10 protein-coding genes and 2 pseudogenes are annotated in these 20,412 nt (G+C 73.1%); 4 read left to right on the top strand and 8 right to left on the bottom strand.

The genetic code is table 11. The features are described 5' to 3' along the window. Position 1: 1 nt before the first annotated feature. The 7 genes and pseudogenes from BM536_RS13825 to BM536_RS13795 form a co-directional block, all read right to left on the bottom strand. Positions 2-2,218, bottom strand: coding sequence for a bifunctional glycosyltransferase/CDP-glycerol:glycerophosphate glycerophosphotransferase (locus tag BM536_RS13825; protein WP_094102981.1), 2,217 nt, complete (start codon positions 2,216-2,218; stop codon positions 2-4). Between the two features lie 8 nt (positions 2,219-2,226). Continuing rightward, positions 2,227-4,419, bottom strand: a complete 2,193-nt coding sequence (locus BM536_RS13820; protein WP_094102980.1) for a bifunctional glycosyltransferase/CDP-glycerol:glycerophosphate glycerophosphotransferase — start codon at positions 4,417-4,419, stop codon at positions 2,227-2,229. A gap of 105 nt (positions 4,420-4,524) precedes the next feature. Then, positions 4,525-6,780 (bottom strand): bifunctional glycosyltransferase/CDP-glycerol:glycerophosphate glycerophosphotransferase, encoded by a 2,256-nt coding sequence (locus BM536_RS13815; RefSeq protein ID WP_094102979.1) that lies wholly within the window; start codon positions 6,778-6,780, stop codon positions 4,525-4,527. Positions 6,781-6,930: 150 nt separating this feature from the next. Beyond that, the gene (locus BM536_RS13810) at positions 6,931-7,812 is read right to left on the bottom strand and encodes a carbohydrate ABC transporter permease (protein WP_073492235.1); all 882 of its coding nucleotides are present in this window, start codon (positions 7,810-7,812) and stop codon (positions 6,931-6,933) included. Further along, positions 7,809-9,092, bottom strand: coding sequence for a carbohydrate ABC transporter permease (locus BM536_RS13805; protein ID WP_073492233.1), 1,284 nt, complete (start codon positions 9,090-9,092; stop codon positions 7,809-7,811). The genes BM536_RS13810 and BM536_RS13805 overlap by 4 nt, the downstream gene beginning before the upstream one ends. A 70-nt stretch (positions 9,093-9,162) precedes the next feature. Then, positions 9,163-10,542 carry an ABC transporter substrate-binding protein gene (locus BM536_RS13800; protein WP_073492231.1) on the bottom strand — a complete coding sequence of 460 codons (1,380 nt, stop codon included), beginning with the start codon at positions 10,540-10,542 and terminating at the stop codon, positions 9,163-9,165. 185 nt (positions 10,543-10,727) lie between these two features. Further along, a pseudogene (locus BM536_RS13795) lies at positions 10,728-14,014 on the bottom strand (FHA domain-containing protein). Positions 14,015-14,393: 379 nt separating this feature from the next. Here BM536_RS13795 and BM536_RS13790 point away from each other — a divergent pair. From BM536_RS13790 to BM536_RS13775, 4 genes and pseudogenes are all read left to right on the top strand, one after another. Further along, entirely contained in the window at positions 14,394-16,094 is a 1,701-nt protein-coding gene (locus BM536_RS13790) for a serine/threonine-protein kinase (RefSeq protein WP_094102977.1), read from the top strand. 205 nt (positions 16,095-16,299) lie between these two features. After that, positions 16,300-17,573, top strand: a pseudogene (locus BM536_RS13785) (serine/threonine-protein kinase). A 150-nt stretch (positions 17,574-17,723) separates the two neighbouring features. Then, positions 17,724-18,830 (top strand): peptide chain release factor 2, encoded by a 1,107-nt coding sequence (gene prfB / locus BM536_RS13780; protein ID WP_073492228.1) that lies wholly within the window; start codon positions 17,724-17,726, stop codon positions 18,828-18,830. 306 nt (positions 18,831-19,136) lie between these two features. Continuing rightward, a complete protein-coding gene (locus tag BM536_RS13775; protein ID WP_094102976.1) occupies positions 19,137-20,033 on the top strand; it encodes a hypothetical protein in 897 nt (298 codons plus the stop codon). 83 nt (positions 20,034-20,116) lie between these two features. Here BM536_RS13775 and BM536_RS13770 read toward each other — a convergent pair whose 3' ends face one another. After that, positions 20,117-20,311: a hypothetical protein gene (locus BM536_RS13770; RefSeq protein WP_073492226.1), complete on the bottom strand. Its 195-nt coding sequence runs from the start codon at positions 20,309-20,311 to the stop codon at positions 20,117-20,119. Between the last annotated feature and the right edge of the window lie 101 nt (positions 20,312-20,412).

Here is a 20,412-nt window from a genome sequence, read left to right as displayed (position 1 = left end):
CTCACCTGGACGCCAGCACGTCGCCCGGGACGGCCGGAGCGGGCACCCGGACCGTGGCGGGGCCGGTCATCTCCTCGCCCAGCAGCAGCGTCCGGACGACCCGCTCGGCCGCCCGCCCGTCGTCGAACACGCAGAACCGCTCCCGGAACGCGGCCCGCAGCCGTGCCGACTCCTCGTCGCGCCAGCTCCCCGAGGCCATCAGCCCGGCCAGCTCCTCGTAGCTGCGCGAGACATGGCCCGGCGGCTCGGCGGTGATGTCGAAGTAGGTGCCCCGGCTCGCCGCGTACGCGGCCCAGTCGTCGGCGTGCACCACGATCGGCCGGTCCAGGAGGGCGTAGTCGAACATCAGGGCCGAGTAGTCGGTGACCAGGACGTCGGAGGCGAGCATCACGTCCTCGACGTCCGGGACGTCCGTCGCGTCGACGACGATCCCGCGCCGGTGCAGGTCGGACAACCCCATCCCGCGCGCGTGCCCGGTCGCCAGGGACGGGTGCAGCCGCACCACCAGGGTGTGGCCCTCGCCGAGGCCGGCGGCGAACCGGGCCAGGTCGATCCGGTCGACGTGGCCGCCGCGGACGTACTCCCGGCGGGTCGGCGCGTACAGCACGACCGTGTGGTCCGCGGGGATGCCGAGGCGGGCGCGGGCCCGCGGCCCGGCCTGTGCGTCGGCGTTCACCAGCACGTCGTTGCGCGGGCTGCCGGTGCGCGCGGAGGTGAAGTGGCAGGGGTAGGCGCGCTCCCAGACCAGTTCGGAGTGCGGGTTGGCTACCAGGCTGTGGTCCCAGCGGTCGGCGCGGCGCAGCATCTGCGGCACGTCCACGCCGTGCCGGGCGCCGGGCCGGTCCAGCAGGTCGGCCGCCATGTACTTCAGCGGGGTGCCCTGGTGGGTGTGGATGTGGACGCTGCCGGGGCGTTTGGCGAGCGTGCCGGGCCAGTTGACGTTGTTGACGAAGAAGCCGGCCCGCGCGGTCACCCGGCGGTACGCGGGGGAGTCCAGCAACACGTGTTCGACCCCGTCGGGGAGCCGGTCGGCCGTCTCCTCGTCCCGTACGACCCACACCCCGCGCAGCTGCGGGGCGATCTCCCGCGCCTTGCGGTACACGGCTCCCGGGTCGCCGAGCACACCCCGGTGCGAGAACGCCGAGTACACCACCAGCCGCGGGTCCAGCGGGCGCCGGGACTGCACGACGCCCACGCCCCGGCGTACGCGCTCCGCGGCCGCCCCGCGCGCCTGCGCCGCACGCCGGGCGAGTTCCCGCCCGGCCCGCGTGCCCTGCCGCCACGCCACGTAGGCGGCGTACGGCCCCTGCAGCACGCGCAGTTCGGCGGGCACCGGCTCGCCCGCGGGACGGTGCCGGGCGAACAGTTCGGCCGTACGGCGGAAGAACTCGCCCCTGTCGGACGGGGGCAGCCGGTCCGGTTTGGCGAGGATGTCCAGACAGTGGTCGCCCATCTTGCGGTGCAGGTAGGGCCGCCAGCCGGCCAGTTCGGGGCGGGAGTCGACGAAGGTGAACACCCGTTCGTACTGGTCGTGGATGTCGAAGTGCTTGCGGCTGGTGGTGGACAGGATGTTGCCCTGGCGGCGCTGGCGGTAGTTCAGGCAGATCCGGTCCAGCGTGGCGATCCGCCGCGCGCTGAGCATGACCGGGAAGGTCCAGGGCGTGTCCTCGTAGTAGCCGGGTGGGAAACGGAACTCGTTCTCCGTGACGAAGTCCCGCCGGTACACCTTGTTCCACACGACCATCAGCAGATCGAGGATCTCCGGGTGCTCGGCGGCGGTGAACGTGGCGTCGCCGCAGTCGGCGAGGACGTGCGCGAGGGCGTTGCGGCGGGTGCCGCCCCACCAGTAGGTGCGGGCGTAGTCGAAGACCAGCACGTCCGGGTCGGCGGCCTCGTCGAGGCGGTCGGACATGGCGCGCAGGGCGCCCGGCGTGAGGGTGTCGTCGCTGTCGAGGAAGAACAGGTAGTCGCCGCTCGCGTGCGGCAGGCCGGCGTTGCGGGCGCGGCCGAGGCCGGCGTTCTCCGGCAGGTGCAGGACCCGCACCCGGTCGTCGAGGGCCGCGTACTCGTCGAGGATCGCGCCGCAGCCGTCGGGTGAGCGGTCGTCGACGGCGATCACCTCGAGGTCGCGGTACGACTGCTCCAGGACCGAGTCGAGGCACTCGCGCAGGAAGCCCTGCACCTTGAAACAGGGGACGATGATGCTGAAGCGGGGCACTGCGGGGGTCAGCTCCTTACGAGGATGGAGGCGGCGGGGGCCGGGACGCGCTCGGCGAGCGGCCGCACGGGCGGGATCGCCTCCGCGGGCTCGCCGAGCAGCACCCGCCGGACGACGCGCTCGGCGGCCCGCCCGTCGTCGAACTGGCAGAAACGGGCCCGGAAGATGTTCCTGAGCGACCGGGACGCGGCCGAGTCGTACGAGCCGTCGGCGAAGACGCGGGCCAGCTCCTCGGGCGTCCGGGCGACCGGTCCCGGCGGGGCCGCCATCAGGTCGAAGTACACGCCCCGCGTCTCGGTGTAGACGTCCCAGTCGTCGGCGTACACGACGATCGGACGGTCCAGGTTGGCGTAGTCGAACATGATCGACGAGTAGTCGGTGACCAGCACGTCGGCGGCCAGACACACGTCCTCGGCGGAGCGGTGCGCGGTCACGTCGATGATCCGTCCGGAGCCCCGGCGTACGCCCTGGTCGTAGAAGTAGTGCGCCCGCAGCAGCACGACGACGTCCTCGCCGGCCGCCTCGCAGAACGCCTCCAGGTCCAGGCCCGTGTCGAAGCCGGTCCGGTGGTCGCGGTGGGTCGGCGCGTACAGCACGGCCGTCTTCCCCTCCGGGACGCCCAGCTCGCGCCGGACACGGGCGACGTCCTCTGCGGTCGCAGTCAGGAGGACGTCGTTGCGCGGATAGCCGTACTCCAGGTGCTCGTACGAGCCGGGGAAGGCGCGCTCCCACATCTGGGTGGAGTGGGTGTTGGAGGACAGGTTGTAGTCCCACCGGTCGACGCGGCCCAGCAGCTTGGTGAAGCTGCCGGTCGCGGCCGCCACCACCGGGTACGTCGACTGGTCGACGCCCATCTTCTTCAGCGGGGTGCCGTGCTGCGTCTGCACGTGCACGCTGCCCTCGCGCTTGACGACGCCCTCCGCGAAGTTGGCGTTGTTGACGAGGTACTTGGCGCGCGCGAGCAGCCGCCAGGCCCGGCGGCTGCCGATCACGGCGTGGTCGATCCCCGGCGGCATCGCGTGCGCCTGTTCGGGCTCGACGAGGAACACCGAGCGGATGTGCGGCGCGAGTTCGGCGGCCTTGGCGTGGATCGCGGCGGGGCTGCACGCGTAACCCCGGCCCCAGTACGCGCAGTACACGGCCAGGTGGGGGTCGATACGGCGGCGCAGTTGCAGCCGGTAGTACAGGCGGGTGCGCAGTCCGCGGGGGCGCGGGATCCGCTGGGCGGCGGCCGACAGCTTCCGGTTGGCGCCGCGCAGCGCGCGGAAGGCCGTGTACGCCCCTGCCGCCAGCAGCCGGTGCTGCACTCCCAGGCTCCCGCCGGGCCTGCGGAACCCGGCCGGCCGGTGGCGCCGGTGGAGCGCGGTCGCCCGGCGGAAGAAGGCCCGGCGATGGGAGGCGGGCAGCCGGGCCGGGTGCGCGGCCGTCTTCAGCACGGCGGCGAACAACTGGGCGAACAGGTCACCGGTGGAGCCGCGTCCGGCGGCCGCGGTGAGCACCAGATCGGTCTGTTCCAGCAGGTCGGCGTGGTGCTCGCCCGGCAGGTTGAGCCGGCTGCCCTGCCGCCGCAGCAGATGCCGTACGACGACGGAGCGCAGGACCGCGACCCGCTCGGCGTGCACGGTGACCAGGCCGCCGAAGCCGATGTCCGTGAAGTGCCCGGTGGGGAAGGTGAGTGCGTGCGCGGTGAGGAAGTCGTGCCGGTAGGCGGCGCTCCACACGGGCAGTTGCACGCCGGTGATCTCGGGGGCCTCGGCGGGCGGGAAGGCACCCCGGGGCGCCTTGGCGAACAGCGGGTCCGCCGGGTTGGCCGGCTCACCCTCCCACCACGGAGTCCGCTCGTGCCCGGCGTACAGGACGTCCACCTCGCCCGTCTCGGCCAGCCGGGCGTCCAGCGCGGTCAGCGCGCCCGGCGCGAGGGTGTCGTCGCCGTCGAGGAACAGCAGATACGCGCCGGTCGCCGCCCGCATCCCGGTGTTGCGCGCGCCGGCGAGCCCCGCCGACGGCGGCGAGGACACCGGGGTCACCCGGCTGTCCCGCTCGGCGTACCCGGCGGCGACGGCCCAGGCCGGGGCGTCGGGCGCGTCGCAGACCGGGATCAGCTCGAAGTCGCCGAAGGACTGCCCGAGGACGGAGTCCAGCGCCAGGGACAGCCGGCCGGCGACCCCATGGGACGGAACGATGATGCTGAAGCGGGGCATTCTGCTCTTTCTGTGTCTGGCTCGGTCGGGTCCGGAGAGGTGAGCGCCCAAGCGGCGCTCCGGCGGGGCTCCGGCGGGGCTCCGGCACGGAAGGACGCGGGGCTTCTAGTGGCTGGTGACCCGGGGGCCCGAAGGCTGCGGCACGGTGGTCAGCGCGGGGCGCGTGTGACTCGCCGCCGCCGACGGCACGGGACGGCGCTCCGCGAGCGGCACGACGGGCGGCACCTCCGTCTCGCCCAGCACGACCCGCCGTACGACGCGCTCGGCGGCGCGTCCGTCGTCGTACGGGCAGAACCGCTCGCGGAACGCGGCGCGCAACTGGGCCGAGCGGGAGCCGCGCCAGTGGCCGGTCGCGAAGATGTCGATCAGTTCGTCCTCGCTGCGGGCGACCGCGCCCGGCGGGAAGGCGCGCACGTCGAAGTAGGTGCCCCGGGCCGCCTCGTAGGCCTCCCAGTCCTCGGCGTGGACGACGATCGGGCGGTCCAGGCCGGCGTAGTCGAACATGATCGACGAGTAGTCGGTGAGGAGGGCGTCCGAGGCCAGGCAGAGGGACTCCACGCTCGGGTGGTCGCTGACGTCGATGACCCGGCCGTCGGCCCGCGGCGCCGTGGCGGGCTGCCAGTAGTGGGCGCGGGCCAGGATCACGAAGCGGGGGCCCAGCCGGTCCAGGAGCCGTTCCAGGTCGAGGGCGGCGCGCTGGGTGCGGCGGTAGTCGCGGTGGGTGGGGGCGTACAGGATCGCCACCGTGTCGCGCGGGATGCCCAGCTCCTCGCGCAGCCGGGCCACGTCCGCGGCGGTGGCCCGCTGGAAGACGTCGTTGCGGGGGTAGCCGTACTCCAGCGTGGTGTAGCCGCCGGGGTAGACGCGTTCCCAGGTGAGGGTGGTGTGGCGGTTGGCGGACAGGACGTAGTCCCACTTGTCGACGCCCCTGAGCAGCTCCGCGAAGTCCATGTCGCGGGCCGCCGCGGGGCGTTCCTGGAGGTCGAGGCCCATGTGCTTGAGCGGGGTGCCGTGCTGGGTCTGCACGAAGACCTGGCCGGGGCGCTTGACCATCCTGCGGTCGAAGTTGACGTTGTTCACCAGGTACTTGGAGCGGGCCAGCGCCGTCCAGTAGGCGGCCGTGCCGGAGACCAGCGGACGCGGGCCCGGCGGGACGGCGTGCCGGTGCTCGGGGCGGACGATCCACGCGGTGCGCACCTGCGGGGCGAGGGCGCGGAACGCGCTCTCCAGCGCGCCCGGGTTGCAGCCGTGGCCGCGGCCCCAGTAGGCGGCGAAGACGGCGCGGTCGGCACGCAGCGGCAGACGCAGCTGGATCCGGTAGTGGGCCCGGAGGCAGACGGCCTTCAGGGCGCGGGCGAGTCCCGCGGCGCCCCCGCCCGTGCGGCGGCGCAGGATCGTGGCCGCCTGGAGCACCCGGTAGGTGCGGTGCAGGCCGAGGTGGACGAGGCCGTGGCGCAGCCGGGAGCGCAGCGGGACGGGCGCGCCGGGCGTGCGGTAACGGCGGTAGTGGGCGCGGGCCCGGCGCAGGAACTCGCCGCGTGAACCGCGCGGCAGCCGGTCCGGCCGCGTGAACACCGTCGTCAGGTGGTCGACCATGCGGCGGAACAACACCGGCCGCCAGTGGGCGAGTTCGGGCCGCCGGTCGATGAACGCGAACACCCGGTCGTACTGGTCGAGGACGTCGAAGTGGCGGCGGCTGGTGGTGGAGAGGATGTTGCCGGCGCGGCGCCGCCGGTAGTGGACGCAGACCCGGTCCAGCGTCGCGATCGACCCGGCGGTCAGCAGTGCCGGGTAGGTCCAGGGGGTGTCCTCGTAGTAGCCGGGCGGGAAGGTCAGGCCGACGCGCTCGACGAAATCCCGCCGGTAGGCCTTGTTCCAGGCGACCATCAGCACCCTCAGCAGCCCCGGCCGGTCCTCCAGCCGGAAGGGCGCCGGGCCTCGCTCGGTGAGCTGCTCGGTGAACCGGTGGCGTTCGGTCTCACCCGTCCAGAACGCGGTCGCGTAGTCGTACACCAGGACGTCGGGCTCGCCGGTGTCCTTCAACCGGCCGGCGATCGCGCGCAGCGCGTCCGGGGTGAGCGTGTCGTCGGAGTCCAGGAACAGCAGGTAGTCGCCGGTGGCCTGGGCGAGGCCCGCGTTGCGCGCGGGTCCCAGACCGGCGTTCTCGGGCAGGTGCAGGGCTCGCACGCGGGGGTCGCGGGCCGCGAACTCGTCGATGATCTCGCCGCAGGCGTCCGGCGAACCGTCGTCGACGGCGATCAGCTCGAAGTCGGTGTACGACTGGGACAGCACGGATTCGAGGCACTCGTGCAGGTACGCCTGAACCTTGTACGCGGGGACGATGACACTGAACCTGGGCAAGGGACATCCATAGGTCGGCGCGGACGACAGGGCCTGGTCCGGGCAACGGCCGATGGAGTGACTTGGTTACGTTCGTCTACGGCATCCGGGGGACACCGGGTGAACGGAGGGGGGCGGGCCGATGATGCCCACCCCCCCTTGCCGTACGGCCTACTTGACCGCGCCGGCCATGACGCCGGACACGAACTGCCGCTGGAACGCGAAGAACACGGCCAGCGGGACCACCATGGAGATGAACGCGCCGGGTGCCAGCACGTCGATGTTGTTGCCGAACTGCCGTACCTGGGTCTGCAGAGCGACCGTGATCGGCTGGCTGTCGGCGTTGGTGAACACCAGGGCCACCAGCATGTCGTTCCACACCCACAGGAACTGGAAGATGCCGAGGCTCGCGATCGCCGGACCGCCCAGCGGCATCACGACCCGCGTGAACAGTCGCAGTTCGCCGGCGCCGTCCAGCCGGGCCGCCTCCAGCAGCTCGCGGGGGATCTCCGCGAAGAAGTTCCTCAGCAGGAACACCGCGAAGGGCAGGCCGAAGCCCACATGGAAGAGGATCACCCCGAGGACGGACCCGAACAGGCCGAGTTCGCCGAAGAGTTCCGCGATCGGGATGAGCGCCACCTGTACGGGCACCACCAGCAGTCCCACCACGCCCAGGAACCACCAGTCGCGGCCCGGGAACTCCATCCACGCGAACGCGTATCCGGCGAGCGAGCCGATGACGACGACCAGGACCGTCGCCGGGACGGTGATCAGCACCGTGTTGAAGAGGGAGCTGGTGATGTCGCCGTTCTCCAGCAGCTTCTGGTAACTGTCCACGGTGAGCTGGGACGGCTCCGCGAACACCTTCCACCAGCCGCTCGCGCTCATGTCCTCCGGGGAGCGCAGCGAGGAGATCAGCAGACCGATCGTCGGCACCAGCCAGAACAGCCCGACCAGGATCAGGAAGACCCGGACCGCACCGCCGCCCACCTTCTCCACGAGCCGCCCGCCCAGCGAACGCTCGGCCCGCACGGGTTCCACGGGAGTCCTCATCGCCTGACCTCCCGCCGCAGCCTGCGTACGTTGAACCACATCACCGGGATCACCAGCAGCAGCAGGAACACCGCGATGGCGCTGGCGATGCCCGGTTGGTCTTCGGAGAAGCCCTTGCGGTACAGCTCCAGGGCGAGCACGTTCGCGTCGTCCTGGGAGGAGCCGGGGGCGATGATGAAGACCAGGTCGAACACCTTCAGGACGTTGATCATCAGCGTGACGGTGACCACCGCGAGGACCGGCGCGAGCAGCGGCACGGTGACCCTGCGGAACACCTGCCACTCGTTCGCCCCGTCCACCCGGGCCGCCTCCAGCAGCTCCCGCGGCACACTCGCCAGCCCGGCCGCGATCAGCACCATCGCGAAGCCCGCCCACATCCAGATGTACGACCCGATGATCGCCGGTGTGACCAGCGACGGCCCGAGCCAGTCCAGCCCGTTGTACGCCTCCTTGAAGTTGCTCGCGGGCAGCCGCAGCTGGGCCCCGTCGGCCGCTTCGGGCAGGCTGAAGGTGCCGTCACCGGCCGCGGTCGTGGAGGCCACGACCTTGCCGTCCTTGACCGCCTCGATCCGCATCCCCGCGTAGCCCAGCTCGGACGGGTCCGGGGCGCCGAGCGTGCCGACGCCCTTGCCGCGGGTGAAGTCCTGCCAGGTCGTGCCGGTGACCTTGCCCGGCTCGGACGTGGCCGGCGCGGCCTTCTTCGCGCTGTCGGGCATCTGGTCCGGCGGCACGCCGACCAGGGGGAGGGAGACCGGACTGCCCGCGCGGACCGGCTCCCTGGTGAGGAAGGCGCCGCCCCGCGCGGCCTCCAGCGGCGACTGGCGGCCCGGATGGGCCTTGGGGAACGCCGACGACTGCGCGAACGTGTCGTGCACCCCGACCCACACCGCGTTCGCGACGCCCTTGTCCGGGTCCTGGTCGTAGACCAGCCGGAAGATGATGCCGGTGGCGAGCATCGAGATCGCCATCGGCATGAAGACGACCAGCTTGAACGCGGTGCCCCAGCGGATCCGTTCGGTCAGCACCGCGAAGATCAGACCGAGCGCGGTCGCCACGGTCGGCGCGAACACCACCCACAGGACGTTGTTCTTCAACGCCGTGCGGATGCCGTCGTCGGTGAAGAGGGCCTTGTAGTTGTCGAGTCCGGCGAATCCGTCACCGGACTGGTCGTAGAAACTGCGCACGAGCGAGTACCCGATCGGGTAGACCACGAGCGCGCCCAGCAGCACCAGGGCGGGCAGCAGGAACAGCGCGGCCACCGCCCTGCGGGTGCCGGTCACGCTTCTGCGCGAGCGAGGAGGGGCGGGGGCTCCGGGAGCCCCCGCCGCACCGGCCGATGCCATGACCGGCTCAGTTCCCGTACGCCGCTGCCGCGTCCGACTCCAGTTTCGCCTGGATGCCGGCCACGTCCGTCGGGTTCTTCAGGAAGTCCTGGAGGTCCTTCCACTCGCCCTTGCCGGGCGTACCGCCGAAGGCCTGCGGGGCCTGGTCCGACATGTCGAAGCGGAAGTCGTCCCCCGCCGCGACCAGCGCCTCGGCGATTCTGCGCTGCACGTCGTTCGGGTACGCCGCCGGGTCGACGTTCTTGTTCGGCGAGAGATAGCCGCCCAGCTTCGCCTGGATCTCGGCCGCGTCCGGCGAGGCCAGGAAGGTCGCCAGCGCCTGCGCGCCCGCGGAGTCCTCGAGGATGACCGCCGCGTCGCCGCCGGAGACCACCGGCGCGGTGTCGCCGACCTTCGGGAACGGGAACACCTTCGCGTCCGTGCCCACCTTCGCGTCCGTCTGCGCGATGTTGACCTGCACGAAGTCGCCCTCGTAGACCATCGCGGCCTTGGGCTGGTCACCGCCGGTGAAGGTCTGGGTGACGGCGTTGGGGAACTGCGTCTGGAGGGCACCGTCGGCGCCGCCCGCCACGTAGTCCTTCTTGCCCCAGATCTGCGCGAGCGTGGTCAGCGCCTCCTTCACGGAAGGGTCCGTCCACTTGATCTCGTGCCGGGCCAGTTGGTCGTACTTCTCCGGGCCCGCCTGGGAGAGGTACACGTTCTCGAACCAGTCGGTCAGCGGCCAGCCGTCCGCGCCCGGGATCGAGAAGGGGGTGACGCCGGAGTCGTAGACCGTCTGGGCCGTCGTCAGCAGTTCGTCCCACGTCTTGGGCTCGGTCGCGCCGGCGTTCTCGAAGACCTTGGCGTTGTACCAGATGAGCGACTTGTTGGCCGCCTTGTAGTACACGCCGTACTGCTCCGCCCCGACCTTGCCGATGTCCTGCCAGCCCTGCGAGTAGTTCTTCCGCAACTCCTTGAGGGCCTCGGCGCCCAGCGGCTTGGCCCACTTCTTGTCCACGGCCTGCTTGATGGCGCCGGGCTGCGGCAGCATCACCACGTCCGGCGGCTGACCGCCCGCGATCTTGGACCCGAGGAAGTTGATGATCGGGTCCTGCGCCGGGACGAAGGTGACCTTCGCGCCGGTGCGCTTCTCGAACTCGGCCAGCACCTTCTTGAAGTTGGCCTGCTCCGGGCCCGTCCAGACGGCCGCGACCTCCAGCGTCGTGCCGTCCAGCTTCGGGAGGGTCAGGGCGTCGCCGGACGCCTTCGTGCCGGTGTTCTGGCTTCCGCCGCTCTTGTCGTCGTCGCTGCCGCACGCGGTGAGTGAGAGCGCGAGGGCTCCCGCGAGGACCGTGGCGGCCGCCTTCACGGTCCTGCGTGTCCGGATGGTGTTGCTCGTGCTGCGCATCACTGCCCCGTTCTTCGTTCCTCGTCGAACGTCCGAGCGCTGTCCCGTGGCACTGGTCTACGCCGGGTGCGTGGGGTCGGCAAGTGCGCGTGCGGTGTCAACCGGGGGATCGTGACCGCGTCGTGACGCCCTCCTCAAACCCCTGTGGAGGGGACACTCCAGGACGGGCCGGTCGTGCCGCCCCGCTACAGCAGTGACGGCACCTCCGCCGCCGACACCTCGCGGGCCGCCCGCTCCAGGGCGCTGGCCAGGAGGGCGAGGTCGGTGGGGCCGTTGCCCAGCTCGCGGACGGGTCTGCGGGTCGGGGGGTCGCCCATGCGCTGCCACTCCAGGGGGACCACCGTGGGGCGCAGGGTCGCGGTGCGGGGGATACGGCCCGTCACCCGGCCGCCCTGGAACGGGGTGAGGCGGCCGTCCGCGCCCCTGAGGCGGCCGCGGCCGGGTGCCGGTTCGTCGGTGCCCGAGCCGGGCGCTTCGAGGGCGATCCGCAGGGTGGCCTGCCGCGCGGGCTCCGACTCGGCCGTACGGCCCCCCGGACCGGTCGCGGCCACCAGGTGCACGCCGAGCCGCTCGCCCTCACGGGCCACCGCCTCCAGCGCGCGCATCACCGAACCGGCGGCGGGGCGACCGGGGGAGCCGAGCGCGGGGGAGACCAGGGCGTCCAGGTCGTCCACCACGACGACCAGGCGGGGCAGCGGCGGGGGCGCCTCCGTCCGCCGGCGGGCCGCCGCGCCGGGGCGCAGCCGCAGGGTCGAACTGGGCGGGGCGTCGAGGTCGGCGGCTCCGGTGCCCCCGCCGACCGGCTGGCGCTGCGCGACGATGCGGCCGGACACCGCGCGGTGCGTGTGCCACTCGGCGAAGTCGGACCGGCCGAGCAGCTCGGCCCGCCGCTTCAGCTCGGCGCTCAGCGACTGCGCGAACTCCCGCATGCGGACCGGGTCGTTGGCGGTGAGATGCGTGGTGACATGCGGTACGTCCGTGCAGACCCGAAGGCCTTCGCCGTGCCCGGCGCCCGCCTTGCCGACGGTGTCCCGGCCGTCCAACAGGACGATGCCGAGCCGGTCGGGGCGCTCGGCCGCGGCCAGCGAGGCGACGACCGCCCGCAGCAGCTCCGTACGCCCGCTGCCGGGCGGGCCCTCGACCAGCAGATGCGGGCCCTCGGCGGACAGGTCCACGGAGACCGGGCCGCGCGGGCCCGCGCCCAGCACGGCCGAGGCCCGGCCGCCGAGCGCCTCGGTGTCGTCGCCCGCGTCGGCCCAACGGGCCATCAGGGAGGCCGGGGTCGCGCGCGCCAGGCCCAGCTCGTCGAGGAGACGGGCCGACTGGGGCAGCGGGGCGGACACGCGCGCGGGGCGGTCGCCGCCCGCGGCGACCTCCGGGCGCAGGGGTGCCAGGGCCCGCGCGAACCGCTCCGCCCAGGCGGCGGAGACCGCGTCGACGGCGCCGACCGTGCCATGGCCCACCGGGCCGGGCCGCTCGGACTCCGACCCGGCCGGGGCGACCGCAGCAGCCGCAGCGCGGTCGCCACATCGCCGCTGAGCAGCGCCACGGCTCCGCACGCGCGGAAGGTGGCGCCGCCGCGCAGGCCGCCTCGTACACGTCGGTCACCGGCGCGGCGGGGGAGGCGGCGGGCGTCTCGGCCAGGCAGACGACGTGGATCCCGGCCCGCGGGCCGCGTCGCCAGCCGGCCGTCGCCTCGCGCAGGTCGGCGCCGCCCGGGTCGCCGTCCACGACGAGGACGGTGTACGGGCCGGGGAAGCCGGCTCCGGTGTCGTCGGCCACCGCCCACGAGGGGCGGTGGGGGGTGCCGCGCTGGGCGGGGACGGGCGCCGGTGCCGCGGCGCCGTCCGTGAGGTGGTCCTCCAGGCGGCGCAGCAGTTCGTCGGTGCGGGCGGTGGCCTGGTCGCGGTCGTGGGCGAGGAGCAGCCGGCAGTCCTGGCCGTGCCCCGGGCGCAGTTGCGGCAGCCAGCCCAGCCAGGACCACTCGGCGACCCGCTCCTCCTCGGAACGCGCGCGGTCCGTGCTGATCAGGACGATCTCCAGCAGGTCCGGGGAGTGCAGCGCGGCGAGCTGCGCCAGCACCGCGCGGGCCAGCCCGGCCAGCCTCGGGCGCGGTCCGGCCAGGCCCAGGGCGCCGACCTCGCGCAGGTCCGCGGTCACGGGCACGGCGGCAGCAGCGACCCGTCGGGTGCCACCCGGTCGCCGTGCCCAGCCGGACCGTGAGCGTCTCGGGGTGGCCCGGCCGGCGCTCCCACAGGCGCGGGCCCGGACCGAGCGCGGTCAGCAGCAGGGCGGCCGGGTCCGGCCAGGTGTCCGGGGCGGACGGGACCCCGGCGGGCGGCTCCCACTCGGCCTCGGCGACCTGTTCGTCGTACGCCTCGGGGTCGTCCGTCTCCTGCGGGCCGCCGCGGCCGCCGGCCAGGCGGCGGGCCCAGGCGGACAGTCCGCCCCGCCTGCGCAGGCCCTGGGGCACCTCGGTGCCGCGCAGGGGTGTGCCCTTGCGGGAGGTGCCGCCGCCGTCCTCCTCCGCGGGGGGGCTGGTGCGGGCCGCGGGTGCCGGACGGGTCGGTGAAGGAGCCGAGCCCCGAGCGGCCGCCGTGGGTGGCGCCATCGCGCGTCGAGCGGGCGGCGCGCCGCCCTGGCCCGGCACCAGGGGTGCCTGCGCGCGCTCGCCACGGGTCGGTGCGGAGCCGTGCCAGTCGACCGCGCCGTACGCGTGACCGGTGGGGGCGGACGGGGTGTCGTCGCTCACGCGCGCGTGAGGCACGTCCGCGGGGACGGCCTCGGGCTCCGGGCTCGGGGACGGCACCCGGACGTGTCCCTCCCCGTCGGGTGTCGTGGCCACCCGCGCGCCGGGACCGCCGGGCGGCGCCAGCCGCAGGGCCGACTCGCCGACCCGCAGCAGGGCGCCCGGGGCGAACCGCAGCGGGCGGCTCTGCACGCGCACGGTGTCGAGGGTGGTGCCGTTGGTGGAGCCGAGGTCGGCGACCGTGACCCGCCCGTCGGCGGCGAGCGTCACCGCGCAGTGCAGGCGGGAGACGTCCGGGTCGTCGAGCGGGACGTCCGCTTCGGCGGAGCGGCCGACGCGGATCTGGCCGCCGTGCAGCAGGTGGACCCCGCCCGCGTCCGGCCCCGCCACCACGTGCAGCCGGGCCGGGGCCTCGTCGACCTCCGGATGCGGCTCGGGGTCGGCCGGGGCGCCCAGGCAGAGCACGGCGCCGTCGATGAGGGGTGGTTCGCCGAGGGTGCAGCGCTGGGTGTCGAGGCGCTGCGCGCCCGCGTACAGCACGGGCTGGGCTCCCCCGGACGGAGCAGTGCCCCCCTCCCCGGAGACCGCCGCGGCCAGGGCGGACGCCACCGCGGCCAGAGCCGTGCCGCCGGGCGCCGTGACCAGCACGTCGCAGCTCGCGGCTCGGCCCCGCGTGTCCCCGGGCGGGCCCTGCGGGTCTACGACGGTCAGCCGGATCTGCATCGCCGTCAGCGGTCCCTTCTGCCCGGGCGCGGACTTTCCCCCACCCCACACGAGCATGTCGGCCAGTACTCCAGGCATCCTCGCACCTGTCACTGACAATGCGCCCGCAACCGAGGGACAAGTGATCTTGATTGGTCGGCTCTGCCCGTAAAAGTGCCTGACCGATGGCTCACGAATGACCGCTTGAGATCGGTCACGTCCGCCTCCGGCAACCAACGGACCGAGGCGAGCGTCTTTCCTTCGAACATGTACGGGGCCGGGCGCGTAACCGTGCGTAAGGGCGTACGGAAGGACCATAGGAAGAGGACAGCCCCCTGCCGGGGACACAGCACTACAGTGGGTCGGAACAGAGGCAAGCAAGCAGCAGGGAGCGCGTGACGTGCGGCCAGTCGGCAGCAAGTACCTGCTCGAGGAGCCGCTCGGACGCGGCGCCACGGGCACCGTCTGGCGAGCCCGCCAGCGCGAGACCGCGGGCGCCGAGGCGGCCGTCGCCGGCCAGCCGGGCGAGACCGTGGCGATCAAGGTCCTCAAGGAAGAACTCGCGAGCGACCCCGACATCGTGATGCGCTTCCTGCGGGAGCGCTCCGTCCTCCTGCGGCTGACCCACCCCAACATCGTCCGGGTCCGCGACCTGGTCGTCGAGGGCGATCTGCTGGCCCTGGTCATGGACCTCGTCGAAGGCCCCGACCTGCACCGCTACCTCCGCGAGAACGGCCCCTTCACGCCCGTCGCCGCCGCTCTGCTCACCGCGCAGATCGCCGACGCCCTCGCCGCGAGCCACGCCGACGGCGTCGTCCACCGCGACCTGAAGCCGGCCAACGTCCTCCTCCTGCAGAACGGCGGGCAGATGCACCCGCTGCTCACCGACTTCGGCATCGCGCGCCTCGCCGACTCCCCGGGCCTCACCCGCACGAGCGAGTTCGTCGGCACGCCGGCCTACGTCGCCCCGGAGTCCGCCGAGGGCCGCCCGCAGACCTCCGCCGTCGACATCTACGGCGCCGGCATCCTGCTGTACGAGCTGGTCACCGGCCGTCCGCCGTTCTCCGGCAGCTCGGCCCTGGAGGTCCTCCACCAGCACCTGAGCGCCGAACCGCGCCGCCCCTCCACCGTGCCCGAGCCGTTGTGGACGGTCATCGAGCGCTGTCTGCGCAAGAACCCCGACGACCGCCCCAGCGCCGTGAACCTCGCGCGCGCGTTGCGCGTCGTCGCCGAGGGCGTCGGCGTGCACGCCAACTCGATGCAGATCGCCGCGGCCGAGGGCGTCAGCCACCTGCTCGCGCCCGACCCGGCGCCCGCGACCGTGCCCGGCGCCCCCTTCGGCCCCCCTGCCGGCGCGTACGACCCGAACGCCGCGACCAGCGTGCTGCCGCACACCGCCGGCCCCGGCAACCCGCCCGGTGCCGCGGACCCCACCGCCGTCCTGCCCCACACCGGCGGCCCCGCGGGCGCGGGCGACCCGACGACCGTCATGCCGCCGGTGCCGCCGAACCAGCCCGGCGGGCAGCAGCCCGAGGAACCGCACCCCTGGCAGAACCAGCTGCGCGCCGCCCGCGACCGCAACGAACAGACCCAGGTCCAGTACCTCGACCCGAACGAGGACCCGCTGCGCCGTCGCCCCCAACGGCAGGTCGCCCGCCCGCAACAGCAGCCCCGCCAACAGCAGCCGAGACCCCAGCAACGCCCGCAGCAGCGGCCCCAGCAGGGCTACGGCCATCCCCAGCAGCAGCCGCAGCAGTACGCCCCGCAGCAGCAGCCCCAGCCCCGGCGGTACGCCCCGCAGCCCCAGCAGCCGCCGCAGCGGCACGCGCCGGAGCCACGGCAGCCGAGGGAGCCGCGGCAGCCGAGGGAGCCGAGGCAGCGCAGCGCCAACCCGATGAAGATCCCCGGGCTCGGCTGCCTGAAGGGCTGCCTGTTCACGGTCGTCATTCTCGTGGTGGCCGGCTGGCTGATCTGGGAACTGAGCCCGCTCCAGGACTGGATCGGCACCGGCAAGGGGTACTGGGAGCAGCTCGGCGACTGGTTCGAGACGGTGAGCGGCTGGATCGGCGATCTCGGCTCGAAGACCGGCGCCGGAGGCTGACGGAAGGGCCGGCCTGCGGGAACCCCGCCGCGAGTTTGGGTATTTGTCGACTCCTGGCGGGTGATTTCCGTCTCCGTGGTGAGGATTGCCTCGTGGGGCGCGTAGTTTTGTCGGCCGGGGGTCCGGGGGCTCACGGCGGCGCAGCCGTTGGTGTCAGCGCCCCCGGATGGCGCAGCGTCGGCAACACGCGTCTGTAGGAGCAGCCTTGGCACGGAAGATCGGCAGCCGGTACACCGCCCACCAGATCCTGGGACGCGGCAGCGCCGGCACGGTGTGGCTGGGCGAGGGGCCGGACGGTCCCGTCGCCGTCAAGCTGCTGCGCGAGGACCTCGCCTCCGACGAGGAGCTGGTGGGCCGCTTCGTGCAGGAGCGCACCGCCCTGCTCGGTCTGGAACACCCCAACGTGGTCTCCGTACGGGACCTGGTGGTCGACGGCAACGACCTGGCCCTCGTCATGGACCTGGTCCGCGGCACGGATCTGCGGACCCGCCTCGACCGGGACCGCAGGCTCGCGCCCGAGGCCGCCGTGGCGATCGTCGCGGACGTCGCCGACGGACTCGCCGCCGCGCACGCGGCGGGGATCGTCCACCGGGACGTCAAACCGGAGAACATCCTCCTCGACATGCAGGGCCCGCTCGGCCCCGGCGGCTCGCACCGCGCGCTGCTCACCGACTTCGGCGTCGCGAAGCTGATCGACACCCCCAAGCGGACCCGGGCCACGAAGATCATCGGCACGCCGGACTACCTCGCCCCCGAGATCGTCGAAGGCCTCCCGCCGCGCGCGTCGGTGGACATCTACGCGCTGGCCACCGTCCTCTACGAGCTGCTGGCGGGCTTCACGCCGTTCGGCGGCGGACATCCCGGCGCGGTGCTGCGCCGGCACGTCACCGAGTCCGTCGCCCCGCTGCCCGGCATCCCCGACGAACTGTGGCAGCTGATCGTGCAGTGCCTGGCCAAGGCCCCGGCCTCCCGGCTGCGGGCCTCCGAGGTGGCCGCCCGGCTGCGCGAGCAGCTGCCGACGCTGGCCGGGATGCCGCCGCTGGACGTGGACGAGCCGGACGGCGAGGCCGCGGAGGAGACCGCGGGTGCTCAGGCGACGGGGCGGAGCGAGGTCGCGGAGGAGACGGCTCCGGCCCGGAGGCGACGGGCGGGTGCGGCGGGGGTCCGTGTCCCGTGGGTCCCCGGGGCCCAGCCGGACTCCAACCGGGACACGCACACGTCGATGCGGGTACCGGCCCCGGACGAGCTGGCGGGCGGGGCCGCACGGGACCGCGCGGGTGCCCAGGGCGGCGGGGGGCGCCGCGGCCCGGGTCCGCGCGAAATCGTGCGGCCACTCGACGGCGGAGGATCGTGGTGGGGGCGGCCGCGGTGGTGCTGGTCGCTGTCGCGGGGGTCGGGACCTGGGCGGCCACGGCCGGGGACCACGGTGGCGGGTCCGGGCCCGGGGAGCCGGGGAACTCGGCGCCGGCGTCGCCCTGAGCGGGGAGTTTCGCCCTCCGCCCCGCCCCGTTGCGTACCTGTGGGCTGCCGTCCCCGGACCCGCGCTGTCGGCTCCGGACATGCCCCGTCCTCTGACGCCGGACGGGCTGCGAGGCGTTCGTCGCTTGGCGGAGCCGTTACGCTGGAGGGGTGGCAGTCGTCGATGTATCCGAAGAGCTCAAGTCCCTCTCCTCGACCATGGAGTCGATCGAGGCCGTTCTGGACCTCGACAAGCTGAGGGCAGACATCGCCGTGCTCGAGGAGCAGGCGGCAGCGCCGTCCCTGTGGGACAACCCGGACGAGGCGCAGAAGATCACCAGCAAGCTGTCCCACCTCCAGTCCGAGGTCAGGAAGGCCGACGCCCTGCGCGGCCGGATCGACGACCTCTCCGTGATGTTCGAGATGGCCGAGGAGGAGGACGACCCGGACGCCCGCGCCGAGGCCGAGGCCGAGATGATCTCGGTCAAGAAGGCGCTGGACGAACTGGAAGTCCGCACGCTGCTCAGCGGTGAGTACGACTCCCGCGAGGCCCTCGTCAACATCCGCGCCGAGGCCGGTGGCGTCGACGCCGCCGACTTCGCCGAGAAGCTCCAGCGGATGTACCTGCGGTGGGCGGAGCAGAAGGGCTACAAGACCGAGATCTACGAGACCTCGTACGCCGAAGAGGCCGGCATCAAGTCGACCACCTTCGCCGTGCAGATCCCGTACGCCTACGGCACCCTCTCCGTCGAGCAGGGCACGCACCGGCTCGTGCGGATCTCGCCCTTCGACAACCAGGGGCGCCGCCAGACCTCCTTCGCGGGCGTCGAGATCCTGCCCGTGGTCGAGAAGACCGACCACATCGAGATCGACGAGTCCGAACTGCGGGTGGACGTCTACCGCTCCTCCGGCCCCGGCGGCCAGGGCGTCAACACCACCGACTCCGCGGTGCGGCTGACCCACCTCCCCACCGGCATCGTCGTCTCCTGCCAGAACGAGCGGTCGCAGATCCAGAACAAGGCCTCCGCGATGAACGTCCTCCAGGCCAAGCTGCTCGAGCGGCGCCGCCAGGAGGAGCAGGAGAAGATGAACGCCCTCAAGGGCGACGGCGGCAACTCCTGGGGCAACCAGATGCGTTCGTACGTCCTGCACCCGTACCAGATGGTCAAGGACCTGCGCACCGACTTCGAGGTCGGCAACCCCGAGGCCGTTTTCAACGGTGAGATCGACGGGTTCCTGGAGGCCGGCATTCGCTGGCGCAAGCAGCAGGAGAAGTAACTTTGTCGACAAGGCAACTGCCCCCGTGATGGGGGTGGTTGCCTTTTCGTTTGCCCGCGCTTCCCGGCTTGTCTGGGTTCTACATCACACTCACAACCTTCAATGCCCGGCAAAGGGTGCCGAGTTGGACATTGCGTGCGCAACGGCCTTGACGTTGATATGAAAAATGGGAAGGGTGCAGTCTGGCATGCGTATCTCCGGGGCGCATGTGAACCGGGGGACTTCAGCACTTCTGGCTACCCCCGTCGATCACCGCCCCGGGCGCGGCCTCATCGACGAATTTCGGCTACTGGGGGTAGCGACCATATGACCAAGAAGACGCGCGTCCGCATCGCGCGCATCGCCGCGGGCGCAGTGATCGCCGCGGGCGCCTCGCTGACGGTGGCAGGCGTGGCCTCGGCGGCCGGCGACGAGGGCGGCCTGAGCGGGCTCGTCGAGACGTCCGGCGAGACCGACGTCACCACGCAGGACGGCGAAGACCCGATCTGCGACATCGTCGCCGACCCCGAGTGTGACGACGAGGAGCCCGGCACGGCTGCCGTCGGTGGCGCTGCCTCCGTCGGCGGTGCTGCCTCCGTCGGCGGTGCCGCTTCGGTCGGTGGCGCCGCGTCCGGTGACCAGAGCGCCGGTGGTGCTGCCTCGGTCGGCGGCGCCGCGTCCGTCGGTGGCGCTGCCTCGGTCGGCGGTGCCGCTTCGGGTGACCAGAGCAACGGTGGCGCGGCCGCTTCGGGTGACCAGAGCAACGGCGGCGCCGCTGCCTCGGGTGACCAGAGCAACGGTGGCTCCAACGGCAACTCCAACAGCAACGGTTCGAACAGCAACGGTGGCTCCAACAGCAGCGGCGGTTCGAGCAGCACCGGTGGCTCCACCAGCACGGGCGGCACCTCCACCACCGGCGGTTCCACCGACGGCGGTTCCACCACGGGTGGCGGCTCGACCTCCGGCGGCTCGACCTCCGGCGGTTCCACCGGAGGCACCACCCCCGACGGCACCGCCGCCCAGGAGGTCGGCAGCTCCGCGCTGACCGACACCTCGGACGCGACCTCCGACAACACCGCCCAGGGTGGTGGCAAGGAGCTGGCCGAGACCGGTGCCGGGCAGACCACGTTCCTGATCATCGGTGCCGCCACGATGATCGCCGGCGGCATCGGCTTCCGGGTGCTTCCGCGTCTCGCGGAGGGTCGCGGCGGGGCCGCTGCCTGACGGTGGGCAGTCGCACCGGTAGGTGACGTACGCGCGAAGGGCCCGGAGCGGGAAAGCTCCGGGCCCTTCCGCGTCGTGCGGGTCTAGGCGGTCTGGTGGGCGAGCAGCGCCATCGCCGCCACCAGCACCGCCAGCAGCGCGATCAGCGCCATCGGGTTCAGCCCCGCGAAGAAGTTGTCGTCCTGCTGCAGCCGCTCGCGGTTCGCGCGGCACACCCTGCACCGGCCCTCGCTCACGGGCGCGGCGCAGTTAGCGCACACCAGCCGGTCGTACGTCATGCGCTCGCCCTCCTTGCACCGGTTTCCACAGACACAACGCCCGCCGCGACGCAGACGTTCCCCTCCACTCTGCCAGGTTCCGCGGGATTCAGCGCGGGGTC

It is taken from the genome of Streptomyces phaeoluteigriseus (assembly GCF_001896135.2).
GTDB classification, from domain to species: Bacteria; Actinomycetota; Actinomycetes; order Streptomycetales; family Streptomycetaceae; genus Streptomyces; species Streptomyces phaeoluteigriseus.
The sequence above is the reverse complement of the archived record's forward strand: the minus strand, read 5'-3'. Positions and strand labels throughout refer to the sequence as shown.